The 15,211-nt window shown below is 31.3% G+C and carries 12 protein-coding genes; 1 reads left to right on the top strand and 11 read right to left on the bottom strand.

Annotation, left to right across the window (positions count from 1 at the left end; all coding sequences use genetic code 11):
• Nucleotides 1–233 precede the first annotated feature (233 nt).
• A complete protein-coding gene (locus KPL55_RS15055; protein ID WP_216307558.1) occupies nt 234–1,847 on the bottom strand; it encodes a peptide ABC transporter substrate-binding protein in 1,614 nt (537 codons plus the stop codon).
• A gap of 236 nt (nt 1,848–2,083) precedes the next feature.
• On the opposite strand from KPL55_RS15055, the gene KPL55_RS15050 reads away from it, so the two are divergent.
• Complete coding sequence (locus KPL55_RS15050) at nt 2,084–2,353, top strand: hypothetical protein (protein ID WP_216307557.1); 270 nt, start codon at nt 2,084–2,086, stop codon at nt 2,351–2,353.
• A gap of 11 nt (nt 2,354–2,364) precedes the next feature.
• Here the strand turns inward: KPL55_RS15050 and ligA are convergent, their stop codons facing one another.
• From ligA to KPL55_RS15000, 10 genes are all read right to left on the bottom strand, one after another.
• Entirely contained in the window at nt 2,365–4,377 is a 2,013-nt protein-coding gene (gene ligA, locus KPL55_RS15045) for an NAD-dependent DNA ligase LigA (protein ID WP_246599533.1), read from the bottom strand.
• 169 nt (nt 4,378–4,546) lie between these two features.
• Nucleotides 4,547–6,796, bottom strand: a complete 2,250-nt coding sequence (pcrA, locus tag KPL55_RS15040; RefSeq protein WP_216307556.1) for a DNA helicase PcrA — start codon at nt 6,794–6,796, stop codon at nt 4,547–4,549.
• Nucleotides 6,797–7,080: 284 nt separating this feature from the next.
• The gene (locus KPL55_RS15035; RefSeq protein ID WP_216307555.1) at nt 7,081–7,383 is read right to left on the bottom strand and encodes a YerC/YecD family TrpR-related protein; all 303 of its coding nucleotides are present in this window, start codon (nt 7,381–7,383) and stop codon (nt 7,081–7,083) included.
• A gap of 168 nt (nt 7,384–7,551) precedes the next feature.
• Nucleotides 7,552–7,782 (bottom strand): preprotein translocase subunit SecG, encoded by a 231-nt coding sequence (gene secG / locus KPL55_RS15030; protein WP_216307554.1) that lies wholly within the window; start codon nt 7,780–7,782, stop codon nt 7,552–7,554.
• 98 nt (nt 7,783–7,880) lie between these two features.
• Nucleotides 7,881–9,176, bottom strand: coding sequence for a phosphopyruvate hydratase (gene eno, locus KPL55_RS15025; RefSeq protein ID WP_216307553.1), 1,296 nt, complete (start codon nt 9,174–9,176; stop codon nt 7,881–7,883).
• A gap of 101 nt (nt 9,177–9,277) precedes the next feature.
• Nucleotides 9,278–10,807, bottom strand: a complete 1,530-nt coding sequence (gpmI, locus tag KPL55_RS15020; RefSeq protein ID WP_216307552.1) for a 2,3-bisphosphoglycerate-independent phosphoglycerate mutase — start codon at nt 10,805–10,807, stop codon at nt 9,278–9,280.
• Between the two features lie 95 nt (nt 10,808–10,902).
• A complete protein-coding gene (tpiA, locus tag KPL55_RS15015) occupies nt 10,903–11,649 on the bottom strand; it encodes a triose-phosphate isomerase (protein WP_216307551.1) in 747 nt (248 codons plus the stop codon).
• Nucleotides 11,650–11,728: 79 nt separating this feature from the next.
• The gene (locus KPL55_RS15010; protein WP_216307550.1) at nt 11,729–12,925 is read right to left on the bottom strand and encodes a phosphoglycerate kinase; all 1,197 of its coding nucleotides are present in this window, start codon (nt 12,923–12,925) and stop codon (nt 11,729–11,731) included.
• A gap of 104 nt (nt 12,926–13,029) precedes the next feature.
• On the bottom strand, nt 13,030–14,037 hold the full coding sequence (gene gap, locus KPL55_RS15005) for a type I glyceraldehyde-3-phosphate dehydrogenase (RefSeq protein ID WP_216307549.1): 1,008 nt from the start codon (nt 14,035–14,037) through the stop codon (nt 13,030–13,032).
• Between the two features lie 80 nt (nt 14,038–14,117).
• The gene (locus KPL55_RS15000; RefSeq protein WP_216307548.1) at nt 14,118–15,152 is read right to left on the bottom strand and encodes a sugar-binding transcriptional regulator; all 1,035 of its coding nucleotides are present in this window, start codon (nt 15,150–15,152) and stop codon (nt 14,118–14,120) included.
• Nucleotides 15,153–15,211 lie beyond the last annotated feature (59 nt).

The raw sequence follows: 15,211 nt of genomic DNA, 5'->3' as shown, positions 1-15,211 counted from the left end.
GTAAAATTCTTAATACTCATTTATCCACCTCTAATCTTTTATTCCATTATACATAGAAAAACCCCATAGGGTAGTTTTTTTTAAAACGTCTACTCTATAGGGTACATTTTATAGCGAGTTTATGTTTTTTAGCTGCTGTATATAAAATAAATTCTAGAATTACTTAGCAAAATGAAAGTATTTCAGAAACATATCCTTTTCGTTAAAGCATAATATAAGAAAAAAGGTTTAGACTACTTTGTAGCAGTCTCATTATCTTTATAAGCGTAATCAAATATTAAATTACCACTCTTAGTAGTATAAATACCTTTTATATTTTCTTTCTTGCAAATAACTGTATTAGCTATATAAATAGGTATACACGGCAGGTCTTTTGCTAATATTTCTTGTGCCTGGTTGTAAATTGCTATTTTATTTTTATCATTAGATTCTAACTTTGCGTTTTCTATAGTTTTATCATAATTCAAATCATTATATCCATAGATATTATCTTTAGAATATGCTGTCCATTTAGAAAAAAAATTATAAATATCTCCGTCTTCTACATCATTTTTTAAAAATACTATATCATAACTTCCATTTACAAGTACCTTCTTAAGATCTTCTTTTGTATAACCAATACATTTTACTTTAACACCCAAATATTCTTTTATATTTTTAGCTATTTCATTACTTACCTTAGTATCAAAGTTTTTGCTCTCATATATTAAATTTAATTCCCGATTTTTCTTATAATTTGTACTTATTTTCAAAAACTCTTCACCTTTAGTTTTATTAGCCGATGTATTAAAACTCAATTTAGTGTTAGCATCACTAGCACTTGGTGTATAACTAATCGTTGGTACTGCCAAATCTTCTGCTATTGTTTCTATAATTAATTCCCTATCTATTATAACATCAATAGCTTTTCTAAAATTTAAATCCAATGCATTTTCATTATCTACTCTATTTTTGGATTTTAAATTAAAATTCAGATAATACATACTCTGAGAAGGTATAACCTCAGTTTTATTTTCCTGGCTAAGGGAATTTACCTCGCTAATAGGCGGACTTACAAATACATCTATTTTTGAGGTATCACTGTACTGAGTAGTTTCGAAATCTGCTAAAGCTTTTTCTTCATCTTCTATGGAAGTAAATAACATTTCATTACTAACAATTTTACTAGCTCCCCAATACTTTTTATTTTTTACTAATTTTATTTCTCCATCCTTATTAATATTATTTATAATAAACGGTCCGCTATATTGTATATGACCATAACTATTTTTCCAGTCTTTCATATCCACATTATCTTCTCTTAATGTGAAAACTGGATTACTAAGAATTTTAGTAAAATACTCATTTGGACTATTAAGTCGTATCTGTAGTGTTATATCATCTTTTGCAACAATACCGACATTTTGAAATTCAACTTTACCCTCACTAAAATCCTTAGCTCCAAAAATACAATACAATTGCTTGGCAAAGGCATTATCTTTTTGTGATAATACCTTGTAAAAGAGCCTTTCATAATCCTTAGCTTTTATTGACCTTCCATCGCTATATGCAAGACCCTGTCTTAACTTAAAGGTATATTGAATTTTATCTTTAGAGATATCAATTTTCTCTGCCATAGCAGGAATTATATTGCCATCTTTATCTTCCCGCACTAACCCCTCAAATAAAACTAATAATAAATCTTTTTCTCTAACATTGTCATTATCTAGCATTAACAAATCTGATGGCAAACTTCCTAAGTTATAAACTAAGTATTTCCTCTCTGTTGAAGGTTTTGCTTTTTTTTGTATACATCCACTGGTTAACATCATCATAAATATTAACATTAAACATAATAATCTTTTCATTCTATCCCACCTCTTAGGCCCATTAATCGAAATAAAGATCACTTTACTAGATTATTTACGTGTGCCTTACTGAAAGTATTAACTTTTAATATATGAAATAATCAAATGCTTATCAAATATATTTAAATTTTATACAAATTACGCATATTACCTTTATTTTTTCATTATGCTATAATGTAAATATACATATTTATTAACAATATATATATATTTACATTATATATAGGAGGCTTTTTATGTTAATTACAACTGTTCAAATAATGGCTATACTTTCCATGTTAGTTTTTATGTTTATTGGAATATGGGGCTTTATTTTATTAATTAAAATTTATAACCAGTTAAGATATAAAAATTATTTAATGGAAAAACTTATACAGAATACTTCTAATTTATCTTTAATCCACGAAAATAAAGAACCTGCAAAATCTGACACTAACCAAAGTGAAACTACTGGATCAACTGAAAATGAAATATTAGACATTAACATAAAAAAAGACGCCATTTGACGTCTTATTATTTATTTTAACATATTTACTAATTCCTCTTCAGATATAACTGCAACTCCTAACCCTTGTGCCTTTGTAAGTTTGCTTCCCGCATTCTCTCCTGCTAAAACGTAACTAGTTTTGCTCGAAACAGAACTAGACACTTTTCCTCCGTGATTTTCTATAAGTACGGTGGCATCCTCTCGACCCATAGAGGTCAGCGTTCCAGTTACAACGAAAGTTAATCCATCAAACTTATTATCTACATTACCATCGCTCTCTACAGCCATATTAACACCATATTCTTTTAACCTATTTATCATTTCACAATTTTTATCATCTTCAAAAAATTTCAATATACACAAGGCACTTATCTCACCTATATCCGAAACATTTTTTAACTCTTCCAAAGATGTATTTTTTAAATCTTCAATAGATTTGTAATGTTTCATTATACTTTTTGCTGCTACCTTTCCAATATTAGAAATCCCAAGGCCTGTAAGCAGTCTTTGCGCTTCATTTTTCTTTGATTTATCTATAGCTTCTAGTAACTTATCTGTATTCTTTTCTTTTCCAATTATGCCCTGCTCTATAAGTTCCGACCTATAATTAAACAATGAGTACACATCCGCAACATCTTTGATATATTTCAGGCGGATAAGTTCTTTAACATACGCGCTGCCAAAACCCTTTATGTCCATTGCATTGCGACCAACAAAATTAATGATATGTCTTTCTAATTGTGCCAAGCAGCTAGGATTTATGCATTTGATATCCGATGTGTCTTTTTCGCGGACAGTAGGTGTACCACATACCGGGCAAAAACCTGGAATCTTAAATCTTTTTAATTCGCTGACACGTTTTTCTTTTACTACGAACTTAATCTTCGGGATAATCTCTCCTGATTTATATACAACAATTGTATCTCCAATCCTTATATCTAAATCATCTATAAAATCTTGGTTGTGAAGTATCGCTCTAGACACAGTTGTTCCACATAAACGAATTGGCTCAAATATTGCCGTAGGAGTAATTCTTCCAGTTCTTCCTACCGCTACTTCAATATCAATTAATTTTGTTTCTTTTTCTTCTGGAGGAAATTTATAAGCTATAGCCCATTTCGGAACTTTTGAAGTATTTCCAAGTTCTTTTCTATCTTCCAAATTATTAATTTTAATAACAACTCCGTCAATATCGTATGCTAATTTGCCTCTTGTCTCCCCAATAGACTGGATAGCATTCCACACTTCATCAGCTGTTTTACATTTCACATAATTTTCAATAACTTTTACACCTTGTTTTTTTAACCATTCATAACTCTCAGTATGTGTTTCAAATTCAATTCCTTTGACATCTTGAACATTAAAAATAAATAGTGATAAAGCCCTTTCCTTTGTTACTTTACTGTCTAATTGCCTTAATGTTCCTGCAGCACAGTTACGAGGATTGGCAAATATCTTTTTCTCTAATAACTCTTGTTGCTCATTAACCTTATCAAACGCCTCAGTAGACATATATACTTCTCCACGAATTTCCAGGTATGGAACTTCATCTTTGAGTTTACGAACAACATCCTTAATTACTTTAGCATTTTCAGTTACGTCTTCACCCTGAATGATTCCATCCCCTCTAGTCACAGCTACTGATAATTTACCATCAACATAACGGAGGGACATTGACAAACCATCAATCTTAAGTTCAACAACAAATGTTGGATCAATTAGTTCCTCAATCATTTTATTTACATAAGAATAAACTTCTTCTTTTGTAAACACATCTTGCAAACTCAGCATTGGTACGTTATGTTTTACGAGTACTCCGGCTTTTCTTTTAGCATTCCCTCCCACTGTTTGAGTCGGGGAGTCTAATGTTATAAGTTCTGGATGTTCTTTCTCTATTGCTTTAAGCGTAAGCATTAATTGATCATAATCATAATCTGTTATTTCCGCATTATCTTCATTGTAATATCTATTACTATGGTATTTAATTACCTTTTTAATTTCGTTAATTCTATCTTCTACATTCGCCATATCATTATCATACATATTTATTAACTACACCCTTTCCTCAAAATACACGCAACTTTTAAGCACCCCAAATAAAATGACTAGCATTATTACTAGTTATTTTATCCAAAATGCTTTATAACATTCACAATGCCCTATTGCATTTATAAAAATAACAAGCACAAATGCTAGCCTTATTTAATATTATTTATAACATTTCTAAAGGTGCTTTATCTAATATCAACTTCTTTATTCCCATGTTATCAAAAGCTATCGAAATCAGTGTGTCACCATTAGAATTTGAAGTTGACACTATAGTTCCTACTCCAAATTTAGTATGTCTAACTTTTCTACCAACTGTAGCTTCACTTTTAATACTTTGACGTTCACTGCTACTTCCATCTGAACTACCCGATAGATGATCTTGCACGCTCATTTGACTATCATGGCTAAGAAGTCCATGAGGATTATATTTCTGAGTATCCTTGGCATTTTTTCTCTTTAGCACCGCAACAGTCCTATTTTTAGCTCCTCCAATAATTTCTTTTAAGTCTGGAGAAATCTCGTTTATAAAATCAGATGGTTGATACCCCACATTTCTTCCAAATACCATTCTACTCTCGGCGGAAGTTATATAAAGCTTTTCTTCCGCTCTTGTTATAGCAACATAACATAAACGTCTTGATTCTTCCATCTCCGTAAAGTTATTTAAAGAGGACATACCTGGGAATATCCCATTTTCCATTCCTACCATAAATACTACTGGAAATTCTAGACCCTTTGCACTATGTACTGTCATCATACCCACAGTCTCTACTATTTCATCAGGATTCTCAGTGGTTGATCCTAAACTTACTCCCTCTAAGAATGCTAAAAGTGATTTGTCTTCTGAAGTTTTCTCAAATTCTACAGCATCTGATACTAATTCCTTTATATTTTCAACTCTTGACTCATCTTCAGGTTCCTTAGAATTTTCTAATTGCTTTAAATACCCCGTATCCGCAATTATAGCCTTAATTAGCTCAGATACAGGTATCTCTTCATTTTTAGCCATAAAGCTGTTCATAAGGCTCACAAACTTATTTATAGAGGACTTATTTCTAGTTGTAAGAGTTGGTATAAAATCTACATCTAAAACAGCACTATACAAACATTGATCTATCTCAGTTGCAAATTCTTGAATTTTTTGAATAGTTGCATCACCTATGTTTCTTTTAGGCACATTTATAATTCTTTTTAAAGCTATATCATCAAGTGGATTATTAATAAGCTTTAAATAAGCCATTATATCCTTTATTTCTTTTCTATCGTAGAACTTAAGTCCTCCTACTATTCTATATGGAATTAAGTTTTTACGAAAACTTTCCTCAAAAATACGTGATTGAGAATTCATTCTATATAAAATTGCAAAATCCTTATAACTTCTATTTTTCTCCATCATAATTGTCTTAATCTGACTTGCTACAAAATTAGCCTCGTCTCTATCTGTAAATGCTCTATATAAATTAATTTTGTCCCCAAAATCTTTTTCAGTCCTTAGAGCTTTATCTTTTCTTTGAGAATTATTTCTTATTACTTCATTTGCAGCTTTTAATATGTTCCCACAAGATCTATAATTCTGCTCGAGCTTAACTACTTTGGCCTTTGGATAATCTTTTTCAAAGTCTAATATATTAGTAACATCTGCGCCTCTCCAAGCATAAATACATTGATCATCATCACCAACTACGCATATGTTTTCCGTCTTATCTACTAAAAGTTTTATAAGCTCATATTGGGCTTTATTTGTATCTTGATATTCATCCACCATGATATATTTGAATTTTGAATGATAAAAGTCTAAAACGTCTTTATTATTTTTTAAGAGTTCTACAGCTTTAAAAATTAAATCATCAAAATCTAAAGCATTATTACCTTTCAGTCTTTTCTGATAAAGGACATACACATCTGCAATTTTATTTTTTCTATAATCACTTTCATTCTCTTTTTTAAACTTATCTGGAGAAATAAGTTCATTTTTAGCATTTGATATTTTACCTAAAATTTCTGAATCTGTTAAATCTTTTTCATTAATTTGAAGTTCCTTCATACACTGCTTGATCAAACTTTTCTGATCATAACTATCATATATAGTAAAATTTTTATTATATCCTATTTTATCTATTTCTCGTCTTAAGATTCTAACACAACTTGAGTGAAAAGTAGAAATCCACATATTGTCTGCTATATTACCTACTAGTGAGCGTACCCTGTCCTTCATTTCACCAGCTGCCTTATTTGTAAAAGTTATAGATAAAATCTGTGAAGGATATATTTTCAAATCCTCAATCATATGTGCAATTCTATAAGTCAGAACCCTTGTTTTACCTGACCCTGCACCAGCTAGTATTAGTAGCGGCCCCTCAACTGTTATTGCAGCCTCACATTGCTCTTTATTTAATAAATTCTTTAAATCCATGGAACCACTCCTTATATATTATATTAATACTAGATCCTCTAGTATTACTTTAGAACATCATTTTTATCTATTACCTTAATTTACATTCTCTACCCTTATGACAATAAACATACATCTAATTATATCACAGTCTTCAACAATTTAAACAACTAAAAAAATATAGACGGTCAATTTACGTTCACTCATTTAACATCATTTAGTCACCTAAGAGGTCACTATTGTTAATTAAACTGAGTAAATATATGCTAACCGTCTAGCTTCACGTCATCTAAAAGTAAATATACTTACTTTTTTGATTCCAACCGTTCTAATATAAGTTTATATCCATCACTACCATAATTTAATGCTCTATTAATTCTACTTATAGTAGCAGTACTTGCCCCTGTAGCTGCCGCTATATCCAAATAAGTCTTTTTATCTGCGAGCATCTTTGCGACTTGAAGCCTTTGCTCAAATGCTTTAATTTCATTAATCGTGGATATATCCTCAAAAAATCTATAACATTCTTCCTTTGTTTGCAGGCTTAAAATTCCCTCAAAAAGAAAATCCATATGTTCACTTTCTAACTTAGAACTGTATTCACTCATTATCCTTCACCTCTAATGATATTAGACTACGTTAAATAATTTTGCCATTTATAATTTACACACTTTATTACTTTATAACTTTTAATTACTAAAGTAATCAAAATATATAAAAAAATGCAGTCTATTAAAAATCATTTAAATAAACTGCTTTGAATTAAAATATTCATATTATTTAATAAAATTCAACATTAATATTACTATAGCAAAACAAACCGCTGAAAATGCTGTAACTTTTGCTAAGACTGATTCTGCTGTTTTTGTTTTATTTTTCGCAAAAAAAGTATCAGAAGTTCCTCCTATAAGGCCACTTAATCCATCTGTTTTACTAGGTTGCATCATAACCGATACAATTATAACAATTGAAATTATAACTAATAAAACTATTAAAAAACTATGCATATGTACACCCCCTGTTCATTAAATACATGATTATTTTAACATACTTTAATGTAAAATGTAAGAGTATAGTCAAAGTGACTATACTCTTATTTGAAAATTTATCTATTTATATTATAGAATGCTTTAAGTCCTCTATATTCAGCCATTTCATCTAGTTCTTCTTCTATTCTTAATAACTGATTATATTTTGAAACTCTTTCGCTTCTAGCTGGAGCACCAGTCTTGATTTGTCCTGCATTCATAGCTACAACTAAATCAGCTATTGATGTATCCTCAGTCTCTCCTGATCTATGAGAAACTACTGCAGTATATCCTGCACGCTCAGCCATTTCTATAGCATTTAATGTTTCAGTAAGTGTTCCTATTTGATTTAATTTTATAAGAATTGAATTTGCAGTTTTCTTCTCAATTCCCATTTTCAATCTATCAGTATTAGTTACAAATAAGTCGTCTCCAACTAATTGAACTTTATCTCCAATTTTATCAGTTAAGTATTTCCAACCAGCCCAATCTTCTTCAGCCATACCATCTTCAATAGAGATAATTGGATATTTATTAACTAGTTCTACATAGTAATCAGCCATTTGCTCTGGAGTTAATATTCTTCCTTCTGATGCTAAATTGTATTTACCATCTTCGAAGAATTCAGAAGCAGCTGGATCAAGAGCTATAAATATATCTTTTCCTGGAACATATCCAGCTTTTTCTATAGCTTCAATTATAATTTTTATAGCTTCCTCATTTGATGATAAGTCTGGAGCAAATCCACCTTCGTCACCAACACCAGTAGCTAATCCTTTAGCTTTTAATAATGCTTTTAATGAATGATATACTTCTGCACTCATTTGTAAAGCTTGTTTGAAAGAAGTTGCTCCAACTGGCATAACCATAAACTCTTGTAAGTCTACATTATTGTCAGCATGGCTTCCACCATTTATAATGTTCATCATTGGTACTGGTAAAACTTTAGCGTTTACTCCACCAATATATTGATATAATCCAAGTCCTAATGACTCAGCAGCAGCTCTAGCGCATGCAAGAGATACTCCAAGAATTGCATTAGCTCCTAGTTTTGCTTTATTAGGTGTTCCATCAAGCGCTATCATTGCTTTGTCAATTGCTATCTGATCATATACATTCATTCCAACAATTTCTTCAGCTATTATATTATTTACATTATCAACAGCGTTTAATACTCCCTTACCGCCGTACACATCTTTATCTCCATCTCTTAACTCTACAGCTTCAAATATACCAGTAGATGCACCTGATGGCACTGATGCTCGTGCTATTGTTCCATCTTCTAATGTAACTTCAACCTCAACAGTTGGGAATGCTCTTGAATCTAAAATTTGTCTTGCATAAATATCAATTATCTCAATAAAGTTTTTCATATTATCTAACCTCCAAAGTTTTTTTCTATTATATTATTGCCTAAGTTAAACTAAGATACTCTTATAATTTAGAAGAATATCAAATTAACATAGGCATTGTGTTACTTAATTAAAGATTTCCCTGTCATTTCACTTGGAATATCAAGTCCCATAACTTGAAGCATTGTAGGAGCTATATCAGCTAATATTCCAGCTTCTCGCATCTCTGAACTGTGATTTGAAACATATGTGAATGGAACTAAATTTGTTGTATGTGCTGTCATTGGTTTTCCTGAAGAATAGTCTATCATTTGCTCAGAGTTTCCATGATCTGCAGTTATAAATACACAACCATCTTTTCCTAGAACAACATCTACAATTTTTCCAAGACATTCATCAACTGTTTCTATTGCTTTTTTAGCAGCATCAAAAACCCCTGTATGACCTACCATATCTGGATTAGCATAATTAAGTATAATCATGTCATATTCATCTGATTCAAGCCTTTTCAATAATTCTGTTGTAACCTCATATGCACTCATTTCTGGTTGCAAATCATAAGTTGCAACTTTAGGTGATGGAATTAACGCTCTATCTTCATTAGTATTCGGAGCCTCAACTCCTCCGTTAAAGAAGAATGTAACATGAGCGTATTTTTCTGTTTCAGCTATTCTTAATTGTTTTTTACCCATCTTGCTAACATATTCGCCAAGAGTGTTAGTGTAACTCTCAGGAGTATATGCTACATCAACGTTCTCAATAGATATATCATATTGAGTAGTACAAACATAATTAAGTGTTAAACTTTCTCTTTTAAATCCATCAAACTTTTTATCATTTATTGCTCTAGTAAATTCACGAGCTCTGTCTGGTCTAAAGTTAAAACATATTACAGTATCATTATTACTTATAGCTGCTATTGGCTTATTATTTTCCATTATAACAGTTGGAAGAACAAATTCATCTGTCTTATTGTCATGCATAGCTAAACGCACTGCCTCAAGTGCTGAGGTATTCTCCTCACCTTTAGATAAAACCATAGCATTATACGCAAGCTCAACTCTTTCCCATCTTTTATCTCTATCCATAGCATAATATCTACCAGCTATAGAAGCGATTTTCCCAAGGCCTATTTCACTCATGTATTCTTCTATTTCTGCTATGTACTTGAGCGCAGAACCTGGTTGCACATCTCTACCATCTAAAAAAGCATGAACATAAACTTTTTTAGCACCTTTATCTTTAGCAAGCTTTATTAAAGCTTTTAAATGATCAATATGAGAGTGAACTCCTCCATCAGACAATAATCCTAAAAGATGAATTGAAGAATTAGCTTTAATAGCTTTATCAATGGCTTTATTAAAAGCCTGATTTTTAAAGAAGTCTCCTTCTTTAATTTCTTTTGTTATTTTTGTAAGTGCTTGGTATATTATTCTGCCTGCACCTATATTTAAATGCCCAACTTCTGAATTTCCCATTTGACCCTCTGGTAATCCTACCTCAAGGCCACTTGCAGTTAACTTAATATTTGGATACTTCTCTATTAATCTGTCATAGTTTGGTTTATTTGCTGAAAATACTGCATTTCCGGAAGCGTTACTAGACAATCCAAATCCATCTAAAATCATTAGCATTACTGGTTTCTTTGACATTTTTGTACCCCCCCACCAATTATTTATAATATTAATGCATATAAATATGCATTAATATTTACTTAAGTAAAATAAATCACTTTAAATTAAGTATATTAATAGTTTACTATTCCAGCGAAGTCTTCTGCCTTGAGGCTAGCTCCACCAATTAGTCCACCATCTATATCTGATTTACCCATTTGTTCTTTTATAGTTGAAGGTTTAACAGAACCACCATATTGAATTCTAAGTTTCTGAGAAACGTCATCACCAAATATTCCACCAACAGTTGCTCTTATAAATGCAATTGTCTCATTAGCTTGATCAGCAGTTGCAGTTTTACCTGTTCCTATAGCCCAAATTGGTTCATATGCAATAACCAATTTTTCAACTTGTTCTTTTGTTAGTCCATCAATTCCTAATTTAACTTGATTTCCTAAAACTTTTTCTGTAATATTTCCTTCTCTATCACTAAGAGTTTCTCCTATACAAAATATAGGTTGAATAGCATGGCTATAAGCCGCTTTTATTTTTTTGTTTACAGTTTCATCAGTTTCATTGAAATATTGTCTTCTTTCACTATGTCCAATTATAACATATTCAACGCCCATATCTTTTAGCATTGATGGTGAAACTTCACCTGTAAACGCTCCATTGTCTTCAAAATGCATGTTTTGTGCTCCTACTTTTATGTTTGAACCCTTAGCTGCTTTTATTACTGCATCTAAAGCTAAAAATGTAGGACAAACTACAACATCACATTTTGCATCTTTAACTAATGGTTTCATTTCTTCGATTAAAATAACAGATTCAGCTACAGTTTTATTCATTTTAAAGTTTCCTGCGATTATACCTTTTCTCATCAAAAAAACCCCCTATATATCTTTGTTATAGATAAAACTATTTATTTTATCTATAACAAGGTATTTATTTTTTATTTAATTATTTATTTGTAAGAGCTTCAATTCCTGGTAATAATTTACCTTCTAGGAATTCAAGTGATGCTCCACCACCTGTAGATATGTGGGTCATCTTATCTCCAAATCCTAATTGATTAACAGCAGCGGCACTATCTCCACCACCTATTATAGTAGTTCCATCAACTAGTGACATAGCTTCTGCCACAGCAATTGTTCCATTTGCAAAGTTTTTGAATTCGAATACTCCCATAGGACCATTCCAAACAATAGTTTTAGCTGTGCTTATTGCACCTTTATATATTTCACAAGTCTTAGGTCCAATATCTAGTCCCATATATCCATCTTTTATGTTTTGATCTTCTGTAACTACTGGCTCTGCCTCAGCTGAAAATTTATCAGCAGTAATGTTATCTACTGGCAACAAAAATTTAACTCCTTTAGACTCAGCTTTTTGCATCATAACTTTAGCATATTGTACTTTATCTTCTTCAACTAAAGAACTTCCTATAGAATAACCTCCGGCTTTTAAGAATGTATAAGCCATTCCTCCACCAATTATTAAAGTATCAACTTTTTCAAGCAGATTTTCAATAACATTTATTTTATCTGAAACCTTAGCTCCACCTAAAATTGCAACAAATGGTCTAACAGGACTTTCTATTGTATCTCCTAAGAATTTCAATTCTTTTTGAATTAAATATCCACATACTGAAGTACTAACAAACTCAGTTACACCAACAGTAGAGCAATGAGCTCTATGAGCTGTTCCAAAAGCATCATTTACAAATATATCTGCAAGTGAAGCCAATTCTTTAGAAAAGTTTTCTTTATTTTTAGTTTCTTCTTTTCTATATCTTGTATTTTCAAGAAGCACTATGTCTCCGTCTTTCATTTTTGCTACGGTAGATTTTACTGTTTCACTAACTACATTTGGATCTGCTGCAAAAAGAACTTCTTTGTCTAGCATTTCACTTAACTTCTTAGCAACTGGTGCTAGTGAAAGTTCAGGTTTTGCTTCTCCAGCAGGTTTTCCAAGATGCGAACATAAAATAACTTTTGCACCTTTCTTTACTAAATATTTTATTGTAGGCATTGCACCTACTAATCTATTAACATCTGTAATTTCTCCATCTTTTAGTGGTACATTGAAATCACATCTTACTAATACATTTTTACCTTTAACCTCTATATCTTCGATTGTTTTCTTATTGAATTGCATACACATTCTCCTCTCGTTTATCTCATAATAGAAAAGGTCTGATTCCATAGAATAACTATAAAACCAGACCTTATACTATACTTACAGTTCCCTAAAATTAGATTTTATAGTCTATCTGCAACAAATTTAGTTAAATCAGCTAATCTATTTGAATAACCTGCTTCATTATCGTACCATGAAACAACTTTAACCATGTTTCCTTCGATAACCATAGTTGACATTGCATCAACTATAGAAGATCTTTCGTCCCCTTTGAAATCTATTGAAACTAATGGTTCTTCACAGAATCCAAGAATTCCCTTCATTTCATTTTCAGAAGCTTTTTTGAATGCTGCGTTTACTTCTTCTACAGTAACATCTCTAGAAACTTCACATACTAAATCTGTACATGAAACAGTAGGAGTTGGAACTCTTAAAGAGAAACCATTTAATTTTCCTTTTAATTGTGGTAAAACTAATGCAACTGCTTTAGCAGCTCCAGTTGTAGTTGGAATCATTGATAATGTAGCAGCTCTTGCACGTCTCATATCACTATGAGGAGCATCTAATAATCTTTGATCTCCTGTATATGAATGAATTGTAGTCATTAAGCCTTTAACTATTCCAAATTCAGCATCTAAAACTTTAGCAAATGGTGCTAAACAGTTTGTAGTACATGATGCATTTGAAATTATGTTATGTTTAGATGAATCATATTTTTCTTCGTTAACTCCTAAAACTATTGTTATATCTTCATTTTTAGCAGGTGCTGATATAAGAACTTTTTTAACACTTACTCCTAAATGATCGCTAGCTTTAGTAGCATCTGTAAAGAATCCTGTTGATTCTAAAACTATTTCTACTCCAAGTGAACTCCAATCTATGTTTTTTGGTTCTCTTTCTGCAAATATTTTAATTTCCTTACCATTAACAACTATTGAATTTTCTTTAGCTTCAACAGTTCCAGGGAATTTTCCGTAAAGAGAATCATATTTTAAAAGGTGTGCTAATGTTGCGGCACTAGTTAAATCATTGATTCCTACTACCTCTAACTCTGCTCCGTAATTTTTTACTAGTGCGTTAAATACGTTTCTTCCTATTCTACCAAATCCATTAATACCTACTTTTATCATATTGACAAAACCTCCTAAGATTTTTTTAAACTGATTATATGTAAATATATAATTCTCTTTTAATAAAATCATTATATAGTTTACTCTATTTTATCTAAAATATTTACTATTTCTACTGCGGCTGATTCATCAATTACTAAAACAGTACTAGAACAGTTGATTTCAGTTGCGATGATGGCTTTAGCCTTACTTTTTCCGGCCGCTACTGCAATCAATATCTTATCGTTTTTAGCATCCCCATTTTTAACCACAATAGTAGGTACTGTATAAATCTTTTTTCCTACCTCATTATAGTATTCACCAAACGCTTCCCCTACGGCACCTACTTCTTTAAGCTCCGCTATTACTTTTTGCGGTAACCCTCTTTTTAATGCCATTTCACTTGCGACACCTATTCCATAAATAAGTATATCCGCATTTCTAATCTTTTCAATTATATCTTTTATGTTTGTTTCATTTAATATAGTTTCTAGTGCTGCATTACTCAAATTATCTGGTACGTGCAGTAATTCATAATTTCCACCAATTTTATCTGATAACCTTGCAACCAAGGTATTAGCTTGGATTTCTACATTTCTCGCCATTCCGCCTCTAGCTGGAAGAACCAAAATATTATTGTATTTCTTATTTGGTAGAAAACTATCTACAACTTCCTTAACTGTTGATCCACCTGTTAATGCGATAACACTATTATCGCGAATAACATCCATTGCATAACCGGCTGCTGCTTTCCCAAGTTCTTTAAGAACACTTTTATCAATTTCTACATCTCCGGGAACAACTATAACTTGAGCAAGTTTCAAATGTTTCTCAATAAATTTTTCAATTTTAGACAACCCTTTGATTTCATGAATAAATCCTTTTAGCTGATTTATAACTTCTTCGCCCTCGATCGTAATGAACATACCTAATGCATTAACTTCAATCAAGTTCTGAGATTTTAGAAAATTTATTTCATTTCTTATTATTCTCTCACTTATGCACATATGATCCGCTAAAATTCTTCTTCCAATAGGTTGATTATAACATATCATCCTTAATATATCATGCCGTTTTTCAAGAAGTTCTATTAACTCAGGCACTACCTTTTGCTGTAATTTTAAAATTTTCTCCACTTGAACACCTTTCTCCACTTGAACACCTTTCTGGACTTTATAAGTCCCGGCCTATATTT

This window comes from Clostridium lacusfryxellense, assembly GCF_018861735.1.
GTDB classification, from domain to species: domain Bacteria; phylum Bacillota; class Clostridia; order Clostridiales; family Clostridiaceae; genus Clostridium_AD; species Clostridium_AD lacusfryxellense.
The sequence above is the reverse complement of the archived record's forward strand: the minus strand, read 5'-3'. Positions and strand labels throughout refer to the sequence as shown.